Source organism: Streptomyces sp. NPDC003248, assembly GCF_055563235.1.
In genome coordinates this window covers 87,225-109,513 of sequence record NZ_JBVHDT010000005.1, presented here as the reverse complement: position 1 = coordinate 109,513, position 22,289 = coordinate 87,225, and the positions used below count along the sequence as shown (strand labels likewise).

Below are 22,289 nucleotides of genomic sequence, written 5' to 3'. Positions count from 1 at the left end.
CCGGAGGAGGTACGGATCGCGCGGCCCGGAACGCGGGTGAACAGGCGAGGAAAAGTTTTCGGGTTCCCACCAATCCGGCCCCTCACCCCGCTCCGTATCACTGTCCGTCAGGCAAGTCGGCACCAAGGACGGACGGCATGACAGCTATCTCCAGGAGCGGATCCGGCGGATCCGGACGCAGGGGCGTGGCCGCCCTCGTATGCGGTGCGCTGGCCGCCGGGGGGCTCGCGGCCGCCGGCGTCGCCGCGCTCGAACCCGTGGGGGCCGCCGCCTCCAGCCACCGGGAGGCCCCGCTCATCTCGGGAACACCGCAGTACGACAACACCGACGTGTACGCGTTCGTCAGCCCGGACAAGCCGGACTCGACGACCATCATCGCGAACTGGACCCCGTTCGAGGAGCCCGCGGGCGGCCCGAACTTCTACCCGTTCGCCGAGGACGCCCAGTACGACCTGCACATCGACAACGACGGTGACGCACAGGGCGACCTGCTCTTCCGCTACACCTTCAAGACGCACACGAAGAACAAGAAGACGTTCCTGTACAACACCGGGCCCGTCGAGAGCCTGGACGACCCCGACCTGAATGTGACGCAGACGTACGACCTCGAGCTGATCAAGCTGAAGAAGCAGAAGGCCGTCCACCGGACGAAGCTCGCGGACGACGTGCCCGTGGCGCCGTCGAACGTCGGCAAGGCGTCGATGCCGGACTACGCGGCGCTGCGCGACCAGGCGGTCCACAAGCTCTCCAACGGCGCGCAGACCTTCGCCGGTCAGGCCGACGACCCGTTCTTCCTCGACCTGCGCGTCTTCGACCTGCTGTACGGCGGGAACCTCTCCGAGGTCGGCAACGACACCCTCAAGGGCTACAACGTCAACTCGATCGCCCTCCAGGTGCCGACCGACCTGATCACGCAGTCCGCGCACCAGCCGATCGTGGGCATCTGGTCGACCACCCAGCGCAAGAACGCGCAGGGCCACTTCACCCAGGTGTCGCGCCTGGGCAACCCGCTGGTGAACGAGGTCGTCAACCCCATCGAGGACAAGGACGAGTTCAACGCGTCCGCGCCCTGGGACGACGCCGAGTTCCTGAAGAACGTCACCCACCCCGAACTGCCGAAGCTCATCGAGGCGATCTACCAGATCGAGGCGCCCGACGAGCCGCGCGACGACCTCGTCGACGTGTTCCTGAAGGGCGTCGAGGGCCTCAACCAGCCGCCGCACGTGACGCCGTCGGAGCAACTGCGGCTGAACACCTCGATCGAGCCCGCCGCCGAACCCAAGCGGCTGGGCGTGCTCGACGGCGACACCGCCGGCTTCCCGAACGGGCGCCGGCTCACCGACGACGTGATCGACGCCTCGCTCCAGGTCGTCGAGGGAGAACTGCTCGGCGCCAAGAACGACCTGGGCGACGCGGTGGACGCGAACGACAAGGACTTCGAGAAGGCCTTCCCGTACGTCGCCCTGCCCACCGAGGGTTCGCGCGGCCCCCTCGCCGAGGGCACCGCCGGCGGCAACGACGTCCGCAACCAGCTCGGCGACGCCCTCCAGCCGGCCTCGTCCTGGACCGACGGCGACACCGGTCTGATCGCCGCCTCCGCGGGCGCCGGCGCGGCCGGGATCCTGCTCATCGGCGGCGGCCTGATGTGGTGGCGCCGGATGCGGGGCCGGGCGTACTAGGCCGACCGGGCCTACCAGGAGGGCGTCTGAACCACCGCCGGGGGATCCTGCGCCCCCGGCCCGCACCGCACCCCCCGACCGGCGCGGCCCGCGTACCCATTCCCCCACGGCGCGGGCCGCGCCTCCCCCACCCGCAGGACGGACCACCCCAGGCGACCGAGGAGAGGGCATGCCCCCGCGTACGAACGACGGCGGACCGGAGCGCGAGCGCCCGGCCTCCGGGCCGGGCCCCGGACACCCCGCCGAGCAGGACGGCCGGCCCGAGAGCCGGACCGGTACGGGCTCGTCGCGGCCGCCCGGAACCGGCGACGCCCCCGCCCCGGGCGACACCGAGGACCGCGACGCCGCCGGGGAACCCCGGGGCACGACCGCCCCTCGGGACGCCGAGACCCTCCCCGAGAGCACCCGTGAGGGCGCGGGCGCCGTGACCGGCCAGGGGGCCGGTGGGGGCGGGACCACCGCGGCCGACCGAAGCACCCGCGAGGGCGGCGGCTCCGAGGCACGCGAGGGCACCCGTGGAGGCGGGGGCCCCGCGGCCGACGAAAGCACCCGCGAAGCCTGCACCGCCGCATCCCACCAAGGCCCCCGCGAAAGCGGCGACGCCGAGGCCGGCGGCGCGGACACGGCCGTCGGATCCGGCGAGGTCGACGTGCGGGTCGCCGCCGTGCGCCGGGTGGGGGCCGCGGGCCGCCGTTGGCGGGCCGTCCATCTGGGGGCCTGTGCGGCCATGCTGGCCGTCGCCCTCACCGCGGGGGCGGTCGCGTTCGGCGCGGTGCGCGACCGCGGCGGGCCCCCCGTCGTCGCGGCCGCCGCGGTCTCCCCGGGGCTGCTGTCCGGGGCCGGTCTCGACGCCGGGGTCGCCGAGCTCCAGGCCCACTTGCGTGCCCAGCCGCGCGACGCCGACGGCTGGGCCTCGCTCGGGCTCGCCTACGTCGAGCAGGCCAGGACCAAGGGCGACCCCTCCCGCTATCCGCAGGCCCAGCGCGCCCTGAAGCGCTCGCTGGAACTGCGGCCCGGCAACGACCAGGCCCTGTCCGGCCGGGCCGCCCTCGCCGCCGCCCGCCACGACTTCGACGGCGCCCTGAGGTACGCCGACCGCGCCCTGGAGCGCAACCCCTACAGCGAACGCGCCCTGTGCACCCGTATCGACGCGCTCGTCGAGCTCGGCCGGTACGACGAGGCGGCGCGGGCCGCGCGGACCGCCGACGAACGGCGGCCGGGCGTACCGGTGTTCACGCGGTACGCGTACGTCCACGAACTACGCGGCGACATCGCCACCGCCCGCCGGGTACTGGAGCAGGCCCTCGCCGCCTCGGTCACGCCCGGCGACATCGCCTACGTCGCCACCCAGCTCGGCAACCTCTCCTGGAGCCAGGGCGACCACACCACCGCCCTCGCCCACTACGCCCGCGCCCTGGCCGCCGACGAGACGTACCTGCCGGCGCTGGAGGGCCGCGCCCGCGCGCAGGCGGCCGGCGGCCGGCAGGCCGAGGCGATCGAGGGCCTGGAGGACGTCGTCGCCCGCTTCCCGCTCCCCGGCCCGCTCGTCGCGCTGGGCGAACTGTACGAGGCCCGCGGCGGGCAGGGCGACGCGGCGAAGGCACGGGAGCAGTACACGCTCGTCGACGCCTGGACGTCCCTCGCCCGCGCCAACGGCGTCGACGCCGACCTCGACACCGCGCTCGCCGCCGCCGACCACGGCGACCGGGCGGCGGCCCTGCGCGCGGCCCGCGCGGAGTGGGCCCGCCGCCGCACCGTGCACACCGCGGACGCCCTCGCCTGGGCCCTGCACGTCAACGGCAGGGACGAGGAAGCCCTCCCCTACGCCCGCCGGGCCACGGCCACGGGCTACCGCAACGCGGTCTTCCTCCACCACCTCGGCATGATCGAACGCGCCACCGGCCGCACCGCCGACGCCCGCGCCCACCTCACGGCGGCCCTCGACCTCAACCCGGGCTTCTCCCCGCTGGGCGCCCGCGAGGCCCGCGCCGCGCTGGAGACGCTGAAGACGCTCAAGACGCTGAATCCGCTGAATCCGCTGAAGACACCGGAGGGCTCCCGGTGACCGCCCGTCGTGCGTTCGCCTCCTGCGCGGCCGTCCTCACGGCCGGGTGCGCCCTCGCCCTGGGCCCTTCCGCCACCGCGAGCGCGCACCCCCTGGGCAACTTCACCGTCAACCGCTACGACGGTCTGGTCGCCGCCCCCGGCCGGCTCCTCGTCGACCACGTCGAGGACCTCGCCGAGATCCCGGCGACCCAGGCGAAGCCGGACGTCGGGCGGCTCGGTCTCACCGCGTGGGCCCGGCGGCGCTGCGCCACGGCCGCCGCCGGCAGCGCGCTGACCGTGGACGGCCGCCCGGTCACCCTCACGTCCACCGCCGCCGAGGCGGCCGTACGGCCGGGACAGGCCGGGCTGGACACCCTGCGCGTGGAGTGCCGGCTGACGGCACCGCTGCCCGAGGACGGCACGGTCTCCGTCGGTTTCCGGGGCGCGGGCGGGTCCGCCGGGCCGGGCTGGCGGGAGATCACCGCGCGGGGCGACCGTATGACGCTCACCGCCTCGGACGTACCGGCCGAGTCCGTGTCCGGTGAACTCACGGACTATCCGCAGGAGTTGCTCTCGTCCCCGGCCGACACCGCGACCGCGTCCCTGCGGGTGCGTCCGGGCGGCGCGGCCCTCGCCGACGGGGAGCGCGAGGCGCCCGCCGCGTCCGTCCTGCCGCGCGGCGCCGACCGCTGGACACGGGCCCTGGACCGGCTGGTCGCCCGGCAGGACCTCACCGTCGGCTTCGCCGCCCTGGCCCTGCTCCTCGCGGTCGGGCTCGGCGCGCTGCACGCGGTCGCCCCCGGGCACGGCAAGACCCTGATGGCCGCGACGGCGGCGGCCCGGGGCGGCCGGGCCCGGATGAAGGACGTCCTGCCGCTGGCGGCGTCGGTCACGGTCACCCACACCCTGGGCGTGGTCGCCCTGGGGCTCCTGGTCACCGCGGGTTCGGCCGCGGCCCCGTCGGTGATCTCCTGGCTGGGTCTGGCGAGCGGCGCCCTCGTCCTCGGCGCGGGCGCCGTCCTGGTCCGCCGGGCCCGGCACCCCCGGCGGCCCGCCCCCACCGCTCCTCACCCCACTCCCCCCGACCACGAGCACGCGAAGCCCCCCGTCCGCGCGCTCGCCCTGTCCGGCGCCCCCACCCCGCACCCCCACGACGACCACGACCACGGCCACCACCAGGGGCACGAGCACACGCACGACGACCACAGCCACCAGCAGGACCACGACCACCACCATCACGGACACCCCCACCCCCACAGCAACAGCCCCATGCACAGCCACACCCACACCCACACCCACACCCACGGCGGCTCCACCCACACCCACTCCACCGCCCCCACCCTGCGCGGCACGATCCTGCTCGGCTTCGCCGGGGGGCTCGTCCCCAGTCCCTCCGCCGTCGTCGTGCTCGTCGGCGCGGCGGCGCTCGGGCACGCCTGGTTCGGGCTGCTGCTCGTCGTGGCGTACGGCGCGGGCCTCGCGCTGACGCTCACCGCGGCCGGGTTCGCCGTGGTCAGGCTGGGGACGGGCGCGGCCCGGTTCCTGGACCGGCGCGTGCGCCGGCCCGCGCACCCGGTCGTGGCGCTGGTCCGCCGGAACGTGCCGCTGTGGTCCGCGCTCGTCGTCGTGGCCCTCGGGGCCGCACTGGTGCTCAAGGGGGCCGCATCCCTGGTCGCCTGAGCTACGTTTGTGGTGGTGTCCGCCGGGATGTGAAGGGGGCGCGGTGTCCGAACGACCGGGCAGTGAACGTCTGATCGCGGGACGCTACCGGCTGCTGTCGCCGCTCGGCGAGGGCGGCATGGGGACGGTGTGGCGGGCCCGGGACGAGGTCCTGCACCGCGAGGTCGCCGTCAAGGAGGTGCGCGCTCCCGCCGGACTGCCGGCCGCCGACGTGGAACGGATGTACGCCCGGCTGGAGCGCGAGGCCCGGTCCGCGGCCCGGATCGCGCACCGCAACGTCGTCACGGTGTACGACGTGGCCGTGCAGGACGGCCGGCCGTGGATCGTCATGGAGCTGGTGCGGGGCATCTCCCTCGCCGACCTGCTGGACGCCGAGGGCCCGTTGGAGCCGGCGCGGGCCGCGCGCATCGGCGCCGAGGTGCTGGCCGCGCTGCGGGCGGCGCACGCGGCGGGCGTGCTGCACCGGGACGTGAAACCGGCCAACGTGCTGATGGCGAACGACGGCCGGGTCGTGCTCACCGACTTCGGCATCGCGACCGTCGAGGGCACCTCCGCGCTCACCATGACCGGCGAGCTGATCGGATCCCCCGAATTCCTCGCCCCCGAGCGCGCGCTGGGGCGTACGCCGGGGCCCGGGTCGGACCTGTGGTCGCTGGGCGTGCTGCTGTACGCGGCGGTCGAGGGCGCCTCCCCCTTCCGGCAGGACACCCCGCTGAGCACGCTGCGCGCCGTCGTCGACGAGGAACTGCCGCCGCCGCGCCGGGCGGGGCCGCTCGCCACGGTGATCGAGGGACTGCTGCGCAAGGACCCGGCCGAACGGCTGCCCGCCGAGCGGGCCGAGCGGGACCTGAGGGTCGTCGCGGCCGGGGGCACCCCCTCCGGGGGAGGCGCCCCGTACGCCGGCACCGTCCGGGGGACGCCGTACGCGCCGACGGTCGCGGGCCTGCCGTCGGCGGCGGACACGGAACCGCTGTCGCGGCGGCGGCCGGAACTCCCCGTGCCCCCTTCGGGTACGGGACCCACGCCTGCCGCCCGGGACGAACGGGACGGCGACCGGCGCGCCGCGGGCGTCCTGGTGGCGGGCGTGGTGGCGCTGGCGCTGGCGGTCGCCGGACTGACGTACGCGCTGCTCGACCGGGACGACGGGGGCGACGGCGCCGGCGGTGTCACCTCGTCAGGCAGCTCGCCGGGCGCGAGTGCGTCCGCGTCACCCTCCGCGTCGCCGGCGGCGAGCGGGACCGGGAGCGGGGCGGAGCCCTCGACGAGTCCCGGCGGGAGCGGGAGCGAGGGCGAGAGCGGGCACACCACCGGTGAGACTCCGGCGCAGTCCGTCGCGGTCAGTGTCACGGGCACGCACACGGAGTTCTCCGGTGCCTGTCCGCCGCGGGACGAGGGGGCACCCGCCTTCACGGCGACCATCACGGTGGGCCGGCTGCCCGCGCGGGTGTCCTACCGCTGGGTGGCGGAGGAGGGCGAACTCGCCGACTCGGGCTGGAGGACGCTCGACTTCCCGGCTGGCGGGGGGACCTCGCGGCAGGACCGGGTGACCGTGACGACGTACGCGGAGAGCGGGACGTACCGGAACGCGATCGGGGTCGAGGTGCGCGAGCCGCTGCGGACGACGTCGAACGCGGTGCCGTTCTCGGTGACGTGCGAGACGGAGGCCCCGTCGGGCGGGGCCTCCCCCTCCACGTCACCCTCGTGAGGGACGGCTCAGGCCGCGCCGTCGAGCACGGGCAGGTAGCCACCCGACTGACCGGACGCGGTCGGGTGGTAGGACTCGCCGATGTCGAGCCAGTTGACGCTGTGCAGCCAGGAGCTGCCGGAGCAGATCTCATGGCCGGAGAACGTGGTGCGGACGTCGCCGAAGACGAAGCCGTGGGCCGCGGCCCGCGCGGCGATGGCGGTGTTCAGCTGGTCGGAGGCGGCGTTGATGGCGGAGCGCTTGGTCTCGGACAGGCCGACGCAGGTGGTGCCCAGCTTGTAGAAGCGGGGGTAGCCGATGACGACGACGCGGGCGTTGGGCGCCTTGGAGCGGATCGCCGAGTAGACGCTGTCGAGCTGGCCGGGGAGCGTGGAGTCGACGTACGCCCGGGCCGTGTTGATGCGGGACACGCACGTGCTGTCGGAGCTGGTGACGCAGGTGGTCATGACGTCGGCGAAGCCCGCGTCGTTGCCGCCGACGGTGAGGGAGACCAGCCCGGTGGCGGAGTTGAGCGGGCTGAGCTGACCTGAGAGGACGTCACCCGTCCGGGCGCCCGAACAGGCGGTGAACGCGAACGACGTGGGGGCGTTGGCGGCGTTCCACAGGTAGGGGAAGGACTTGGTGCTGCGCTTGCAGTCGCCGCTGGAGCTGTCGTAGCTGCCGGCGCCGACTCCGGAGGAGTAGGAGTCGCCGAGGGCCACGTAGCCCCCGGTGGCGGCGAGTTGGGCGCCCTGCGCCGAGGTGGCGCCGGTGAGTGCGGCACCGGCGGCCAGGAGGAGGGAACTGACGATTACGGCAATTCGGGAACGTCTCATGGAACCTCCCTTTAGCAGCATCTCTGCCACAACCGTGGTAGCAGCTACGCGTGTTGACAGGAAGTGTTCATGCCAAGTCTTTTCATGTCGTGTCGCGATTGATCACGCCCGATTTGTTACGTGGCCATGCCAAATTTGTTGACAGGCCTTCAAGTCCCTTGTTCCGCCCCTGTAGATGAAACAAGCTTTGCAACAGCTGAGAGCGGTACGCCGCGACGCTCGACGCCGTGCGCGCGACTCCGTGCGCACCCCCCACAGACGCGCGCCACACCCGGGCGCGCGCCGCCTAGAGGAGGACTCCCTCGTAATGGCACACCTTCGCAGCACCAAGCTCCGCGTCACCGCCGCCGCCACCGTGGCGGCCGCCGCTCTCGTCGGCGGGCTCACCGCGCTCCCCGCCCAGGCCGCACCGGCCGAGGGCAAGGTCCTCGCGGCCGGCTCCCCCACCGCCGTCAAGGACAGCTACATCGTCACCCTGAAGAAGGACGCGGGCTTCAAGGCGTCCTCGGCCACCGGCAAGGACCTCGTCGAGGAGTACGGCGGCACGGTGAAGAAGACGTTCGGCGCCGCGCTGAACGGCTACACCGCCACCCTCTCCGCCGCAGAGGCCCGCAGACTCGCCGCCGACCCGTCGGTCGCCGCCGTCGAGCAGAACCAGACCGTCCAGCTCGCCGACACCACGCAGTCGAGCGCCCCGTGGGGCCTGGACCGCATCGACCAGGCCGCGCTCCCGCTCTCCGGCACCTACACCTACCCGGACACCGCCGGCGGCGGCGTGACCGCGTACGTCATCGACACCGGCGTCCGCATCACGCACTCCCAGATCAGCGGCCGCGCCTCCTACGGCTACGACGCCGTCGACGGCGACACCACCGCCTCCGACGGCAACGGCCACGGAACCCACGTGGCCACCACCATCGCCGGCTCCACCTACGGCGTGGCCAAGAAGGCGAACATCGTGGCGGTCCGGGTGCTGAACGACAGCGGCTCCGGCACCACGGCCGGCGTCATCGCGGGCATCGACTGGGTGACCGCCAACCACTCCGGCCCCTCGGTCGCCAACCTGTCGCTCGGCGGCTCCGCCTCCACCTCGCTGGACACCGCGGTCTCCAACTCCATAGCCAGCGGCGTGACCTACGCGATCGCGGCCGGCAACAGCAGCGCCAACGCCTCCTCCTACTCCCCCGCCCGCGTCGCCGCCGCGATCACCGTCGGCGCCACCACCAGCACCGACGCCAAGGCCAGCTACTCCAACTACGGCTCGGTCCTGGACATCTTCGCCCCCGGCTCCTCCATCACGGCCGGCTGGAACACCAGCGACACCGCGACCAGCACCATCTCCGGCACGTCGATGGCGACCCCGCACGTCGCGGGCGCGGCCGCGATCTACCTGGCGAGCCACACCTCGGCCACCCCGGCCCAGGTCGCCTCGGCCCTGACGAGCGGCGCGACCACCGGCGTGGTCACCAGCGCCGGCACCGGTTCCCCGAACCGGCTGCTGAAGATCGTGCCCTGACGTTCCCCCTGCTCTTCCCCCTGTTCTTCCCCTGACTCACGTCCTCTGAGACGGCGATGAGTCGGAGCCGTTCCCCGGAGGCCCCGCGCCTCCGGGGAACACTTTTGTCAGGCTCCTGATCACCCTTGTCGTCCCGGCGACCGGACGACCCGCTGTGTAACGGTCAAACGAACAAAAAGGTGAGGTCTCTTTCCAGGTCTTGCCATACGGGTGCAATCGTCAATACCGTCATACATCTCACCCGCATCGGACCGTCGGCAAGCGGCTCTAGGGGAGGGCTCAAGGACCGCCTCGACGGCGTCCGGCGCGGGAGCGCGGTAGGGGGGTGCCGAGCTCGGTCAGCGCAGTGTGTGACCGGGCCGTGCCGCGCGGTCGGCCGCCGTTCCCCGGGGCCGTCCAGTTCAGCCAGCTCACCCGGCGTGCGCGGAGAAGTCCTCCGCCATGCCGTGCCGGACGTGTCGCGGAGAGGTCCTCCGTCGTGCCGTACGGCCGCGGGTGGGAAACAACCCCCCTTTCGAACCGGACGTAGATCCGGGCCGCCCAGGGGCGGGCGGCCCACCGGACGAGAGGGACCAGACTCATGAGTTCCGTGCTGCAGCCGGCGACATCGGGCCACGATCTCCAGGCTCCGTCCACCGCCGGAAAGTACCGGCCCATCACCTCTCACCTGGCCATCACACCGCCGGTGAGCGTCGTGATCCCCGCGATGAACGAGGCCGAGAACCTCCCGTACGTCTTCAAGACCCTGCCGGACTGGATCCACGAAGTGGTCTTGGTCGACGGCAACTCCACCGACGGCACCGTCGAGGTCGCGCGTGAACTGTGGCCCGGTGTCAAGGTCGTCGGGCAGCGGGGCCGGGGCAAGGGCGACGCCCTGATCACCGGCTTCGAGGCGTGCTCCGGCGACATCATCGTGATGGTCGACGCGGACGGCTCGGCCGACGGCAACGAGATCGTGTCGTACGTCTCCGCCCTCGTCTCCGGCGCGGACTTCGCCAAGGGCTCCCGTTTCGCCAACGGCGGCGGCACCGACGACATGACCTTCGTCCGCCGGCTCGGCAACCGGGTCCTGTGCGCCGTCGTCAACCGCAAGTTCGGCGCCCGCTACACCGACCTGTGCTACGGCTACAACGCCTTCTGGCGGCACTGCCTGGACAAGATCGAACTCGACTGCACCGGCTTCGAGGTGGAGACCCTGATGAACATCCGGGTCGTCAAGGCCGGGCTGAGGGTGCAGGAGATCCCCAGCCACGAGTACCTGCGCATCCACGGCGTCAGCAACCTGCGCGCCGTCCGCGACGGGCTGCGGGTGCTGCGGGTGATCCTCGCGGAACGGTCCAACCGCCGGGCGCTGCGCCGCCGCGGACACCGGTCGCCGATGCTCGACGCGGTCCGGGGAGAGGTGTCTTGAGCTCGAACGGCACCACGGACAGCGGCACTGCCGACACCTCGGACAGCGGCACTGCCGACAGCGCCGACGCCGGTCTGAACGGCACGCCGGCCGGCCGGGCCGCGCGCGACGGCTCCGCCGGCATCTCGGTCGTCGTCTGCGTCTACACCGAGGACCGCTGGGAGGACATCCTCGCGGCCGTCGCCTCGGTGCGGGCGCAGACCCGGCCCGCCCTGGAGACCCTGCTCGTCGTCGACCACAACCCGGTCCTCCTCGACCGGCTGGCCGAGGAGTACCGGGAGGCGCACGACGTACGGGTGCTGCCCAACGCGGGCCCGCGCGGCCTGTCGGCCGGCCGCAACACCGGCGTCGCGGCCTCGCACGGCGCGATCGTCGCCTTCCTCGACGACGACGCCGTCGCCGAACGGGACTGGCTGCTCCGCTTCGCCGACGCCTACGCGGACCCCCGGGTCATGGCGGTCGGCGGGCGGACCGTACCGGCCTGGTCCTCGGGCCGGCGGCCCGCCTGGTTCCCCGAGGAGTTCGACTGGGTGGTGGGCTGCTCCTACCGGGGCCTGCCGCCCGGCCTGGTCCGGGTGCGCAACGTCCTCGGCGGCAACGCCTCCTTCCGGCGGGAGGCGTTCGCCGTCGCGGGCGGCTTCGCCACCGGCATCGGACGCGACGGCGACAAGCGGCCGCTGGGCGGCGAGGAGACCGAGCTGTGCATCCGGCTCAGCCGCGCGCGACCCGACGCGATCCTGCTGGTCGACGACCGCGCGGTGATCCACCACAAGGTGCCCGAGACCCGCGAGCACTTCGCCTACTTCCGCACCCGCACCTACGCCGAGGGCCTGTCCAAGGCGCTCGTCGCCCGCAGCGTCGGCGCCGGCAAGGGCCTGGAGTCCGAACGCCGGTACACCACCCGGGTACTGCCGGCCGGCGTCGTCCGGGGCCTGCGCGACGGGCTCCTCGGCCGGCCCGGGGGCGCCCGCCGCGCCGGCGCGATCGTCGCCGGCGTCCTGACCGCCGCCGGCGGCTACCTGGTGGGCACCGCCCGCGCACGCCGCGACGGCACGACCTTCACGGTGGTCCGGATCGGCGAGGACGCGGCGACCGGCACGCCTAGGGAGAGGGGGACCGGGACGGAGGGCGCGACCAGGGACACCGGGGCGTCCGGAACGGCCGGAGTCGTCGCGCCGTCCGGTGACGACCGAAACCGCGGGTGCGGAACGGCGAGCCGCACGGTCACAAGCGCCGGAGCGACCAGTGCGGTCGCGGACGCCGGGGCCGCCGGAACGGCCGGAGTCGTCGCGCCGTTCGGTGACGGCGGAAGCCGTCGGAGCGGCGGGACGGGCGGCGTGGGTGGGGACGGCGGTGGGCGGGGCGTGGCGCGGGTGGAGGGCGCCGTATGACGGAAGCGCGGGTTCCGATCCTGATGTACCACGCGGTCGCCGCCGAGCCGAACGACGCCACCCGCGCCCTGTCGGTCACACCGGAGGCGTTCGCCGAGCAGATGGGGCTGATCGCGGACCGGGGGCTCACCCCCCTCACCACTGCCGGCCTGGCCGCCCGCTGGCGGTCCGGACGGCCCCTGCCCGGCCGGCCCGTCCTGATCACCTTCGACGACGGCTACGAGGGCGTGCACCGCCACGCCCTCCCCGTACTGGCCCGGCACGGCTTCCCGGCCACGCTGTTCGTGTCCACCGGCTGGATCCGGGGCGCGCACGACACCGGCGGCGGCCTGGACACCATGCTGGACTGGCCGCAGGTGCGCGAACTGGCGGACGCGGGCGTCGAGATCGGCGGCCACAGCCACACCCATCCGCAGCTCGACCAGGTCGACGACGGCACGCTGCGCGCCGAGCTGACCCGCTGCCGGGACATCGTCGCCGACGAACTGGGCGCCCTGCCCGTCTCCTTCGCCTACCCGTACGGCTACTCCAGCCGGCGGGTGCGCACGGCGGTGCGGGAGAACGGGTTCGCCCAGGCGCTCGCCGTCGGCAACTCCCTCGCCCGCCGCGCCCAGGGCCCGTACGCCCTGCGGCGGGTGACCGTCCGGCGCGGCACGGGCGCCGAGGAGTTCGAACGGCTCCTCGACGGCCGGGCCGTCACCCGCGCCTTCGCCCGGGACCGCGCCCTGACCAAGGGGTACGCGGTGGTCCGCAGGACCCGGCAGATCCACCGCAGGGCCGTCGGGGCGCTCGTCTGAGCCGACGGGGTACGGCCGGGGCGGCGAACCGCCCCGGCCGGGCCCGCGGTGCCGACGCGATACGCATCTTATGCACCCGAATGCCCTGAAACCGTCAGAAATGCTGTAGCCACCTCCGACACACCGCCGCGCAGTGCGGAAACCCGGTGCGCACGGGCCCCGTGTGCCGGATCATGGCGGCATGTCCGCGCACCCACACGACGCCCTGCCGATCCGGCTCACCGTCGACGACTCCGACTCCCCGTCCGATGTCGTCGACGCGCTGTTCCTCGGCCGGTTCGCGACGGGCGAGCAGCCGTACTCGCACGCCGCGAACATCGACCGCGTGCGCTCCGGCGCGAACCTGATCCCGCCGGACGCACGCGTGCTGCGCGTCGCCCGGGACGACGACCGCAGCGCGACGCTCGCCGAGGGCGACGGCTGGACCCTGCTGGTCTCCCGCTGGAACCGCGGCGCCGACGTCACGGTCACCGCGACCAGCGCCGAACTGGCCACGGAGGTGCTCAACGCGGCCACCGACGGCGCGGCGGACGAGCCCGAACCCCAGCCGGAGAACGTGACCATGGGCTTCTGGTACGTCTCCCCGAGGCGCGGCCCGCACCGCACCACCCGGCAGATCTCCGCGGGCACCTGGGACGAGATCCGCCCCAACTACACGGCCCCGGTCGCCGAGGCGATGGACCGTCTGATGGGGACGACCCCGGACGACATCGCCGGCCGGCTGCTGCTCCTGCACGGCCCGCCCGGCACCGGCAAGACCTCGGCGCTGCGCACCCTGGCCCGCTCCTGGCGCGACTGGTGCCAGGTGGACTGCGTCCTGGACCCCGAGCGCCTGTTCTCCGACGTCGGCTATCTGATGGACATCGCGATCGGCGAGGAGGACGGAACCGGCAAGGGACGGTGGCGTCTGCTGCTCCTGGAGGACTGCGACGAGCTGATCCGCGGCGAGGCCAAGCACACCGCCGGCCAGGCGCTGTCGCGGCTGCTGAACCTCACCGACGGGCTGCTGGGCCAGGGCCGCAACGTCCTGGTGGGGGTGACCACCAACGAGGACCTGGAGCGTCTGCACCCGGCGGTGGTCCGCCCGGGCCGCTGCCTGGCCCGGATCGAGGTCGGCCCGCTGACCCGCCCGGAGGCGGTGGACTGGCTCGGCACGGACGAAGGGGTCGGCCGGGAGGGCGCGACCCTGGCGGAGCTGTACGCGCTGCGGCGGGGCACCTCCCCGACCTCGCTGCCGGAGCCGCGGGGCGGGGCGGACGCGGGGCTGTACCTGTAGTGCTTTGATGGATCCATGACCCTGTTCGTCGGCACGTCGGGGTGGCAGTACAAGGACTGGAAGGACGTCCTGTACCCGGCCGACGTCCCCGTGCGGCGGTGGCTGGAGGAGTACGCGGCACGGTTCGCCACCGTCGAGATCAACAACGCCTTCTACCGGCTGCCCTCGCGGGAGACCTTCGCGTCCTGGGGCGAGCGCGTGCCGCCGGACTTCGTCGTCGCGGTCAAGGCCAGCCGCTATCTGACCCACATCAAACGGCTGCGGGACCCCGAGGAGCCGGTGCACCGGCTGATGAGCCACGCGGCCGGCCTCGGCTCCCGGCTCGGCCCGGTGCTGCTCCAGCTGCCGCCGACCCTGCGCGCCGACCCGGGCCTGCTGGACAGCTGCCTGGCGTGCTTCCCGCCCGGGACCCGGGTCGCCGTCGAACCCCGGCACGACTCCTGGTGGACACCCGCGGTCCGCGAGGTCCTGGAGTCCCGGGGCGCGGCCCTGTGCTGGGCCGATGTCCTCTCCCGCCCGGTCACCCCCCTGTGGCGGACCACCGGCTGGGGCTACGTCCGCTTCCACCAGGGCCGCGCCCACCCCTCGCCGCACTACGGCCGCCGCGCCCTGGAGACCTGGCTCGACCGCGTGGCGACGACCTGGCCGAGCGACGCCGAGGTGTACGCGTACTTCAACAACGACCCCGGGGGCGCGGCCGTGCGGAACGCGGTCATGTTCGGCAGGACGGCGGAGCGGGCGGGCCTGCGGCCGACCCGCGTCCCCGACCACACGCCACTAGCCCACCGGTGACACTCCCCCCGCCCCCAGCCCCGGCCCCTGCCCCCGGCCCAGGCCACCCACCCCAGCCCCGCACCCCAGTCCCCGGCCCAGGCCACCCACCCCAGCCCCGCACCCCAGCCCCCGGCCCAGGCCACCCACCCAGGGGCGCGGGGAACTGCGCGACCAGCCACCACGCACCCGCGGCCACCCGCCGGACCGGCAGACCCCCGCACGCGAGGCAGGCGCGCCACACGCGTGGCAGGCCCCGCACGCGTGGCAGGCACCGCACCCCGTCCCTCACTCCTGGTAGGCCGCCCGCAGGGCGTCCCGGACCGCGGCCAGGGCCTCGTCCTGGGTGAGCCCCAGCCGCCGCGCCCGCTCCCCGTAGGCCCGCGCCGCGGCGGCCACCTCACGGGCCGCCGCCGAACCCGCGGCAGCGACGTACGTGCCGTGGCGGCCGCGTGTCTCGATCACCCCGTCCGCCTCCAGGGCCCGGTAGGCCTTGGCCACCGTGTTGGCCGCCAGTCCCAACGACTCGGCGAGGCCCCGGACGGTCGGCAGCCGGTGGCCCACGGGCAGCTCGCCGGACCGGGCCTGCTCGGCGATCTGGGCCCGCACCTGCTCGTACGGCGCGGCCCCCTCAGCGATGTGGATCTTCAAGGTCACGGACCCGATTGTCCCGCACCCGCCGGAAAAGGGGAGGCGCACCGGAGGCTTCCCGGCCTAGCCTGCGCCCCATGACCGTCCGCGTGCGCGACCTGCGCCCCGAGGTGCCGGGGGACGCCGAGGGCTACGTCCGGGTCAGGCGACTGGCCCTGCCCGCCCTGGTGTCCACCCCGCGGTCCGTGCTCCACGACCTCGCCCACGCCCACCCCGCGGCCCGCTTGCGGCGGCTGGTCGCCGAGGCGGACGGCGAGATCGTCGGCACGGCCGACGCCGGCCTCGCCCACGACAGCCCGGAGCCCGGCCAGGGCTTCCTCAACGTGTACGTGCACCCCGGGCGCACGCGCCGGGGCGCCGGGGCGCTGCTGGCCCGCACGGGCGAGGAGCACCTGGCCGCGCAGGGCGCGGCCAGGGTGTTCGCCTGGGTGCTGGACGAGCCGGACCACCGCGGTTTCGCCGAGCGGCGCGGCTACCGGGCGAGCCGCTCCGCGCACTTCCTCCGCCTGGACCTGGCGCACGGCACGCTGCCGCCGCTCCAGGACCCGCCGCCCGGCGTCGAGCTGCGCACCGCCGCCGACTTCGCCGGCGATCCCCGCCCGCTGTTCGAGCTCGACGCGGAGACGACCGCGGACGAACCGGGCGACGTCGGCGCCGAGCTCACCGACTACGCGGCGTGGACCGAGGAGACCTGGAGGCATCCGCTCCTCGATCCCGGCCTGACCACGGTCGCCGTCGTCGACGGCCGTCCCGTCGCGTTCACCGCGGCCCGCACGGACGGCGCGACCCGCTACGTCTCCGGCATGACCGGCACGGCCCGCGCCTTCCGCGGCCGGGGGCTGGCCACCTGCGTGAAGAACGCCTCGCTGCACCGCGCCCGCGCCGCCGGGTACCGGGAGGCCTTCACCGGCAACGACACCGGGAACGGTCCGATGCTCGCCGTCAACCGGTGGTTCGGATACGAGATCTGCGCAACGGAGGTGCGGTATGTCCGCGAACTCGACTGACCCCGCCGGCTCCCCGGGCCGGGTGGACGTCGTCCTCGTCAAGGGCGGCCGGACGAAGATCCGCTACCCCGCCGGGCTGCTGTCCGACGACGGCACCAGGATCGCCGTCCGGGCCGGCTGGGCGGGCGACGGCGTACGGGACTTCGGCTTCGTACGGTTCGAGCCGGGCGATGTCTTCACGGAGTACTACTGGCGCGACCGCTGGTACGCGGTGAAGGAGGTCCGCGCCGCGTCGGGCGCGCTGAAGGGCTGGTACTGCGACGTCACCCGTCCCGCCACGCTCACCGGCTCGGATCTGGTCGTCGAGGACCTCGACCTGGACCTGTGGTGCTCCGCCGACGGCAGCGACGTACGACGGCTGGACGAGGACGAGTTCGCGGAGAGCGGGCTGGCCGAGCGGGATCCCGGGGCCGCGGCCGCCGCCCTCGCCGCCCTCGACGCGCTGGAGGTGTCCGCCGGCGCCGAGGGCGGCCTCGAGTCGCTGCTGGCGTGAGGGCGTCACACCGTCACCACCACCGCGTACCGCTCGTCCTGCACCGCCTTCCCCCACAGCTCGGGCGCGTCGGAGAGCCGCTCCACGCGCGCGTGCCCGGTGAGCGGGGCCAGCAGGGCGGTGAGACGCTCCGCGGGTATGCCGACGGGGGCGACGGCGCCCCACACGCCCTCGACCAGCACGAGCCGTCCTCCGGGGCGCAGCAGCCCGCGCCAGTGGCGCAGGGCGCGGGCCGGGTCGGGCAGCGCCCACAGCACGTGCCGGACGAGGACGGTGTCGAAGCGCCGGTCCCCGACCGGGGGTGCCGCCGCGTCGCCGAGGAGGACCACCGCGGCGCGTCCGGCGAGCTTGGCCCGGGCCCGGTCGACCATGGCCGGTGAGAGGTCGACCCCGGTGACGCAGTGTCCCTGCTCGGCGGCGAGGAGCGACAGGCTGCCCGTGCCGCAGCCGAGGTCGAGCAGGTCACCCGGGGTCCCCGGCAGCCAGTCGCGCAGCCGCCCGGCCCAGGCGGCGCGCACGTCGGGGTCGCGCAGGCCGTGGTCGGGCTCCTCGTCGAAGGCGGCGGCCGCCGCGTCCCAGTCGACACACACCGAAGTCGTCCCGTCACCCTGGTTTGCCATGCCCCAAGGGTGACACCCACCACTGACAATCGAATCGTGACAGCCGCCACTGACAGAACAGGTGGCGATGAGGAACTCTCCCCTAACGGGTCTATCTCCGTGAAACCACGGAACTCGGTAGCGCCCCGAGGAGGCAGCCATGCGCCGCACGACCGTGCAGAAGCCCCTGAAGAAGACGGACTCGCGCCGGATCCGCGAGGAGGCCGACGCGCGCCCCTCCGGACGCCCCGAGGTGCGCAAGGACATCGCCCGCACCTGGTGGCCGGACGGGTAGCGCCGGCCCGGGCGCCCACCCGGAGCGCGGAGCGCCCGGAGTGCGCCTTCGGCCGGCGCGCCCGCCCCTTACCTGATCCCAGCCTGAGCGCTTCCTTAAGGCGACCCTAAAGATCGCCCGGGACCGCCCTCAGCAGGCGTTTTCACGGTTTCTTGGTTCCGGCACACATCAGCACCGGTTCCTAGGAGACCTCCATGTCCGCACGCCGCAAGGCCGCCGCCGTCGCCGCCCTCGGCCTGACCCCGCTGGCCCTGACCGGGCTGTCCGCCGCGCCCGCGGCCGCGCACGGTTCGATGGGGGACCCGGTCAGCCGGGTCTCCCAGTGCTACGCGGAAGGCCCCGAGAGCCCGTCGTCGGACGCCTGCAAGGCGGCTGTCGCGGCCGGCGGGACGCAGGCGCTGTACGACTGGAACGGCATCCGCATCGGCGACGCCGGCGGCCAGCACCAGGAGGTGATCCCGGACGGCAAGCTGTGCAGCGCGAACAACGAGGAGTTCAAGGGCCTCGACCTGGCCCGCACCGACTGGCCGGCGACGAGCGTGAGCGCCGGCTCGTACACCTTCAAGTACCGGGTGACCGCCCAGCACAAGGGCACCTTCACGGTGTACCTCACCCAGGCCGGCTACGACCCGGCGCAGCCGCTGGCCTGGTCCGACCTGGACCTGGAGCACCCGGTGGCGACGGTCACCGACCCGGTCGCGTCGGACGGCTTCTACACGTTCTCCGGCGCCCTGCCCGAGCGCTCGGGCCGGCACGTGCTGTACGCGGTGTGGCAGCGCTCGGACAGCCCCGAGGCGTTCTACTCCTGCTCGGACGTCGCCTTCGGCGGGGACGGCGGCACCGGCACCACGGGAGAGAGCGACACCGGCACCGGAGCGAGCGACACCGCCACCGGTGGCGACGACACCGCCGAGCAGGACGGCGGTGCCGCGCCCGAGGCGTCCGCCCCCTCCGACGAGCAGATCGAGGCGGGTGCCGACAAGTCGACGATCGAGCACCACGGCCACGGCGACCAGGACGCCACCACGACGACGGACGCCACGCCCGCGAGCGGGGCGTCGCGGACCGCCGCGGCCGGCGGTGCCAACCGCCCGAAGGCCGCCGGCAGGGCCACGAGCCTCGCGGAGACCGGCGGCGACAGCAGCACGCCGTACATCGCGGTCGGGGGCGCCGGCGTCCTCGCGCTGGGCGCGGCCGTGCTCTTCGCGTCGGTCCGCCGGCGCGCGGTGAGCGGCGGCCGCCACGGCCGCTGAGCGGAGGGCGCGGGGCCCGTCCGGCGGCTCAGGCCGGACGGGCCCCGCTCACCGGACGGCCTGACCGCACCGTCGGGCGCTGTCCGCGGCGGCCTCAGGCGCCTTCCCCGACGACGAGTTCGGCGATCTGGAGGGCGTTGAGCGCGGCACCGATGCGCAGGTTGTCGGCGACGAGCCAGAACAGGGCCCGGGTCGGACGCTCGGGGTCCACCCGGATACGGCCGACGTGCACATGGTCGGGGCGCGCCGTCACCGTCCGCGGGGTCGGCACCCGGTCCGTCCAGACCTCCACCTCGGGCTGGGCCGCGAACAGCCCGGACAGTCCCGCCGCGTCCACGGGACGTTCGCAGTCGACGACGACGGCCTCGCTGTGGCCGTTCTCGACCGGGACACGGACGCAGGTGGCGACCAGGTCGAGGTCGGGAAGCTGGAGGATGCGCCGCGATTCCTGGCGCATCTTCCGCTCCTCGAGGGTGAAGCCGTCGTCCTGGAACCGGTCGATGGCCGGAACCACGTTGAAAGCCAGCGGTTCGGGGAACCGCTCGGCGGCCGCGGGCAGGCCCGCGAGCACGTTCCGCGTTCCGTCGCGCAGCTCCTCCATGCCGCTCTGACCGCCGCCGGAGGCCGCCTGGTACGTCGCGACGGTGACCTGCCGCAACCCGTACTCCTCGTGCATCGGCCGCAGCAGCCGCACGAGCGGGATGGTGGAGCAGTTGGGATTGGCGACGATGCCCGAGACGGGCCGCTCGGCCAGCAGGGCGCCGTTGACCTGGGGAACCACCAGCGGGGAGTCCGGGTCCATCCGGAAGGCGTTGGTGTTGTCGATGACCAGGGCTCCGGAGGCGGCGGCCTTGGCCGCCCACTGCGCGCTCACCGAGGTCCCGGCCGAGAAGAACGCGATGTCGGTGCCGGTGAAGTCCGCCGTGGCGAGATCCTCCACGACGACGGTGCGGCCCAGCGCCGTGACGGTGGTACCGGCGGAGCGCTCGGAGGCCATCAGCCGCAGCCCCGAGAGCGGAAAGGCCCGCTCCTCCAGGAGGCGGAGCAGCGTACGGCCCACGGCACCGGTGCCGCCGGCGATCGCTATACGCGGGGTTTTCACGCGGGGGTCCTTTCCCTCAGGCGACAGAATCGGCGAACTGCGGCGGCCACACGCTGTAGCGGCCCTTGCGGTGGAGCAGTGGCCGGCGCGGGAAGACGGCGGTGCCTTCCACCCTGGCGATGAAGAGACAGTGGTCGCCCGCCTCGACCACGTTCTCCACCCTGCACTCCGCATAGCCGAGGGCGATGCCGGTGAGCAGGGGTGCGCCTTCCGCGAGGGGCGACGGCTCCCACTCCACGCCCGCGAACTTGTCCGCGGCCTTGCTCGCGAACACCTGCGACGCGCTCTGGCCGAGCGAGGAGAGGAAGTTGACCGCGAACGCCTGCGAGGAGACGATCGCCGGCAGGGTCCTCGACTCCTTGCCCACGGAGATGAGCAGCGTCGGCACGGCCGCCGACACGGCGCAGACCGAGTTGCTGGTGAATCCCAGCGGCTCGCCGCGCGCGCCCGCGGCCGTCACGATCGCGATCGGCGTCGGGAACGCACCGAAGAGTTCGCTGAAGCGCTCAGAAGCTACGGTCATGGAGTTCCTCCCCGGGGCGGCTCACGGTCCGCCGCCCGGCTGGGCCGTTGTCGTAACGGTCGGCGACGTGATTGAGCATTCTGTAGAGGTCACCGGACCGCAGAGGTGCCGCCTCGCCCCGCCGGGTCCGGCCGGAGACGGGGAGGTTGCCGGCGTTGCCCCATGCCAGGGCCCCCCGCTCGTCGAGCGTGCAGGTCGCTTCGTGCCGGTTGTCGCGGTGCAGGCAGAAGGGAATGTCGAGGAGTCCCGTCTCGAAGGCCCTGACCAGGGCCTTACCGACATCCGGATCGAGGTCGAGGACGGCATCGACGATGCACCGCGCCTCCTCCAGGACCTCGGCGAAGAACGCTTCCTCCAGGGCCGGGTCGGCGTCCCCGGACCGTGGCATCGCGGTGGCTGCCAGCCTGAGCGCCCGCATGTTCTCCGCGACACTCGGTATCTGCCATGCCTCCGAGACCGTCTTCACGATGAGGCGCTCGCACCCCGTGTCCCGGGCCAGCCGAGCGCTGTCGCCGATCAGGGCGGTCGCGCCGGCCAGGGTCCGGGGGAAGAGGCCCATGTAGGTGTAGAGCACCACGTGCCAGGTGGCGTCCCCGAGATACAGCCGGGCCATTTCCCGCAGTGCGCGGAGAGCTCCGCGGTCCTGGTCCCCGTGCGTTCCCTGCGCGTAGCTGAGCGACATGTACCGCACCCCGTGCTGGAGGAAGAACCGGCCCTCCAGGACGGTCATCGCCACGAGCAGGGAGGGCGGGCACAGCTGCCCGAGCAGGCACCCGCCGAAGCTCTCGATGTGGCCGCGCTCGGTTTCGTTCGCCAGGTAACGGCAGCTTTCCGCCCAGGCCTCCACCGCCCGGGCGAGCGGGAGCCTGCTGTAGGGCAGGCAGTAGGAGACGGGGCCGCCCTCGGTGGTGTCCAGGCCCGCCCGCACCAGACTCTCGATGACCTTCTGCGGGAGTGCCGTACCGTGCCGCACCTGGATGGGGAAGGACGGCCCGTACAGACCGTCCAGCATGGCGCGGGTCAGCTCGGGCGAGTGCGTGACGATGGGGTAGCCGTTGAGCTCCGCTCCCTCCATCAGGCGTTCCAGGGGGCTGACATGGTCGCCGACGCGGGTGTAACTGTCGACGGTGATGGTGCCGACGGCCGGGATGCCGAGACCGGCGACCTCACTGAGGCCGGCTCGCATCGTGTCGATCGTCCCGAAGCCCATGCGCGGCTGCACCACCAGGTCTCCCCGGCTGCGTGCCTCGGCGACGAACCGGTCCAGGTATCCGGACAC

The 22,289-nt window shown here is 73.9% G+C and carries 19 protein-coding genes and 1 pseudogene; 14 read left to right on the top strand and 6 right to left on the bottom strand.

Annotation, left to right across the window (positions count from 1 at the left end):
• The first annotated feature begins 137 nt into the window (after positions 1–137).
• From ACZ3KJ_RS14440 to ACZ3KJ_RS14425, 4 genes are all read left to right on the top strand, one after another.
• On the top strand, positions 138–1,679 hold the full coding sequence (locus tag ACZ3KJ_RS14440; protein WP_467526974.1) for a DUF4331 domain-containing protein: 1,542 nt from the start codon (positions 138–140) through the stop codon (positions 1,677–1,679).
• A gap of 169 nt (positions 1,680–1,848) precedes the next feature.
• Complete coding sequence (locus tag ACZ3KJ_RS14435) at positions 1,849–3,744, top strand: tetratricopeptide repeat protein (RefSeq protein WP_467526972.1); 1,896 nt, start codon at positions 1,849–1,851, stop codon at positions 3,742–3,744.
• The gene (locus ACZ3KJ_RS14430; protein WP_467526970.1) at positions 3,741–5,405 is read left to right on the top strand and encodes a nickel transporter; all 1,665 of its coding nucleotides are present in this window, start codon (positions 3,741–3,743) and stop codon (positions 5,403–5,405) included. Before ACZ3KJ_RS14435 ends, ACZ3KJ_RS14430 begins: the two co-directional genes overlap by 4 nt.
• A 43-nt stretch (positions 5,406–5,448) precedes the next feature.
• Entirely contained in the window at positions 5,449–7,110 is a 1,662-nt protein-coding gene (locus ACZ3KJ_RS14425) for a serine/threonine-protein kinase (RefSeq protein WP_467526968.1), read from the top strand.
• A gap of 8 nt (positions 7,111–7,118) precedes the next feature.
• Here ACZ3KJ_RS14425 and ACZ3KJ_RS14420 read toward each other — a convergent pair whose 3' ends face one another.
• Positions 7,119–7,925, bottom strand: a complete 807-nt coding sequence (locus tag ACZ3KJ_RS14420) for an SGNH/GDSL hydrolase family protein (RefSeq protein WP_467526967.1) — start codon at positions 7,923–7,925, stop codon at positions 7,119–7,121.
• A 307-nt stretch (positions 7,926–8,232) separates the two neighbouring features.
• Here ACZ3KJ_RS14420 and ACZ3KJ_RS14415 point away from each other — a divergent pair, with 307 nt between their 5' ends.
• From ACZ3KJ_RS14415 to ACZ3KJ_RS14390, 6 genes and pseudogenes are all read left to right on the top strand, one after another.
• Entirely contained in the window at positions 8,233–9,441 is a 1,209-nt protein-coding gene (locus ACZ3KJ_RS14415) for a S8 family peptidase (protein WP_467526966.1), read from the top strand.
• 580 nt (positions 9,442–10,021) lie between these two features.
• Entirely contained in the window at positions 10,022–10,852 is an 831-nt protein-coding gene (locus ACZ3KJ_RS14410) for a glycosyltransferase family 2 protein (protein ID WP_467526964.1), read from the top strand.
• 122 nt (positions 10,853–10,974) lie between these two features.
• Positions 10,975–11,937, top strand: a pseudogene (locus ACZ3KJ_RS14405) (glycosyltransferase family 2 protein); the annotation flags it as partial.
• Positions 11,938–12,239: 302 nt separating this feature from the next.
• Positions 12,240–13,040, top strand: coding sequence for a polysaccharide deacetylase family protein (locus tag ACZ3KJ_RS14400; RefSeq protein WP_467526962.1), 801 nt, complete (start codon positions 12,240–12,242; stop codon positions 13,038–13,040).
• 181 nt (positions 13,041–13,221) lie between these two features.
• Positions 13,222–14,316: a DUF5925 domain-containing protein gene (locus ACZ3KJ_RS14395; protein ID WP_467526960.1), complete on the top strand. Its 1,095-nt coding sequence runs from the start codon at positions 13,222–13,224 to the stop codon at positions 14,314–14,316.
• A gap of 15 nt (positions 14,317–14,331) precedes the next feature.
• The gene (locus ACZ3KJ_RS14390; RefSeq protein WP_467526958.1) at positions 14,332–15,108 is read left to right on the top strand and encodes a DUF72 domain-containing protein; all 777 of its coding nucleotides are present in this window, start codon (positions 14,332–14,334) and stop codon (positions 15,106–15,108) included.
• A 267-nt stretch (positions 15,109–15,375) separates the two neighbouring features.
• Here the strand turns inward: ACZ3KJ_RS14390 and ACZ3KJ_RS14385 are convergent, their stop codons facing one another.
• Positions 15,376–15,744, bottom strand: a complete 369-nt coding sequence (locus ACZ3KJ_RS14385) for a GntR family transcriptional regulator (protein WP_467526956.1) — start codon at positions 15,742–15,744, stop codon at positions 15,376–15,378.
• A gap of 71 nt (positions 15,745–15,815) precedes the next feature.
• Between ACZ3KJ_RS14385 and ACZ3KJ_RS14380 the strand changes: the two genes are divergently transcribed.
• On the top strand, positions 15,816–16,745 hold the full coding sequence (locus tag ACZ3KJ_RS14380; RefSeq protein WP_467526955.1) for a GNAT family N-acetyltransferase: 930 nt from the start codon (positions 15,816–15,818) through the stop codon (positions 16,743–16,745).
• Positions 16,726–17,238 carry a ribonuclease FAU-1 family protein gene (locus tag ACZ3KJ_RS14375; RefSeq protein ID WP_467526953.1) on the top strand — a complete coding sequence of 171 codons (513 nt, stop codon included), beginning with the start codon at positions 16,726–16,728 and terminating at the stop codon, positions 17,236–17,238. The genes ACZ3KJ_RS14380 and ACZ3KJ_RS14375 overlap by 20 nt, the downstream gene beginning before the upstream one ends.
• Before the next feature lie 5 nt (positions 17,239–17,243).
• Here ACZ3KJ_RS14375 and ACZ3KJ_RS14370 read toward each other — a convergent pair whose 3' ends face one another.
• Entirely contained in the window at positions 17,244–17,858 is a 615-nt protein-coding gene (locus tag ACZ3KJ_RS14370) for a class I SAM-dependent methyltransferase (protein WP_467526951.1), read from the bottom strand.
• A 139-nt stretch (positions 17,859–17,997) separates the two neighbouring features.
• Between ACZ3KJ_RS14370 and ACZ3KJ_RS14365 the strand changes: the two genes are divergently transcribed.
• Complete coding sequence (locus ACZ3KJ_RS14365; protein WP_401690450.1) at positions 17,998–18,132, top strand: hypothetical protein; 135 nt, start codon at positions 17,998–18,000, stop codon at positions 18,130–18,132.
• 194 nt (positions 18,133–18,326) lie between these two features.
• Positions 18,327–19,385 carry a lytic polysaccharide monooxygenase gene (locus ACZ3KJ_RS14360; protein ID WP_467526948.1) on the top strand — a complete coding sequence of 353 codons (1,059 nt, stop codon included), beginning with the start codon at positions 18,327–18,329 and terminating at the stop codon, positions 19,383–19,385.
• Positions 19,386–19,479: 94 nt separating this feature from the next.
• Here the strand turns inward: ACZ3KJ_RS14360 and ACZ3KJ_RS14355 are convergent, their stop codons facing one another.
• The 3 genes from ACZ3KJ_RS14355 to ACZ3KJ_RS14345 are packed head-to-tail and all read right to left on the bottom strand — an operon-like array spanning position 19,480 to position 22,289.
• Positions 19,480–20,487 carry an aspartate-semialdehyde dehydrogenase gene (locus tag ACZ3KJ_RS14355; protein WP_467526946.1) on the bottom strand — a complete coding sequence of 336 codons (1,008 nt, stop codon included), beginning with the start codon at positions 20,485–20,487 and terminating at the stop codon, positions 19,480–19,482.
• A 16-nt stretch (positions 20,488–20,503) separates the two neighbouring features.
• Positions 20,504–21,010, bottom strand: a complete 507-nt coding sequence (locus ACZ3KJ_RS14350; protein ID WP_467526944.1) for a flavin reductase family protein — start codon at positions 21,008–21,010, stop codon at positions 20,504–20,506.
• Positions 20,994–22,289 (bottom strand): methylaspartate mutase, encoded by a 1,296-nt coding sequence (locus tag ACZ3KJ_RS14345; RefSeq protein WP_467526943.1) that lies wholly within the window; start codon positions 22,287–22,289, stop codon positions 20,994–20,996. Before ACZ3KJ_RS14345 ends, ACZ3KJ_RS14350 begins: the two co-directional genes overlap by 17 nt.

Excerpts from the sequence above, each read along its gene's own strand:
- ACZ3KJ_RS14415 (WP_467526966.1), top strand. The coding sequence starts at position 8,233 with ATGGCACACCTTCGCAGCACCAAGCTCCGCGTCACCGCCGCCGCCACC.
- ACZ3KJ_RS14350 (WP_467526944.1), bottom strand. The coding sequence starts at position 21,010 with ATGACCGTAGCTTCTGAGCGCTTCAGCGAACTCTTCGGTGCGTTCCCG.
- ACZ3KJ_RS14400 (WP_467526962.1), top strand. The coding sequence starts at position 12,240 with ATGACGGAAGCGCGGGTTCCGATCCTGATGTACCACGCGGTCGCCGCC.
- ACZ3KJ_RS14360 (WP_467526948.1), top strand. The coding sequence starts at position 18,327 with ATGTCCGCACGCCGCAAGGCCGCCGCCGTCGCCGCCCTCGGCCTGACC.
- ACZ3KJ_RS14370 (WP_467526951.1), bottom strand. The coding sequence starts at position 17,858 with ATGGCAAACCAGGGTGACGGGACGACTTCGGTGTGTGTCGACTGGGAC.
- ACZ3KJ_RS14420 (WP_467526967.1), bottom strand. The coding sequence starts at position 7,925 with ATGAGACGTTCCCGAATTGCCGTAATCGTCAGTTCCCTCCTCCTGGCC.
- ACZ3KJ_RS14365 (WP_401690450.1), top strand. The coding sequence starts at position 17,998 with ATGCGCCGCACGACCGTGCAGAAGCCCCTGAAGAAGACGGACTCGCGC.
- ACZ3KJ_RS14395 (WP_467526960.1), top strand. The coding sequence starts at position 13,222 with ATGTCCGCGCACCCACACGACGCCCTGCCGATCCGGCTCACCGTCGAC.
- ACZ3KJ_RS14380 (WP_467526955.1), top strand. The coding sequence starts at position 15,816 with ATGACCGTCCGCGTGCGCGACCTGCGCCCCGAGGTGCCGGGGGACGCC.
- ACZ3KJ_RS14435 (WP_467526972.1), top strand. The coding sequence starts at position 1,849 with ATGCCCCCGCGTACGAACGACGGCGGACCGGAGCGCGAGCGCCCGGCC.
- ACZ3KJ_RS14390 (WP_467526958.1), top strand. The coding sequence starts at position 14,332 with ATGACCCTGTTCGTCGGCACGTCGGGGTGGCAGTACAAGGACTGGAAG.
- ACZ3KJ_RS14440 (WP_467526974.1), top strand. The coding sequence starts at position 138 with ATGACAGCTATCTCCAGGAGCGGATCCGGCGGATCCGGACGCAGGGGC.
- ACZ3KJ_RS14410 (WP_467526964.1), top strand. The coding sequence starts at position 10,022 with ATGAGTTCCGTGCTGCAGCCGGCGACATCGGGCCACGATCTCCAGGCT.
- ACZ3KJ_RS14375 (WP_467526953.1), top strand. The coding sequence starts at position 16,726 with ATGTCCGCGAACTCGACTGACCCCGCCGGCTCCCCGGGCCGGGTGGAC.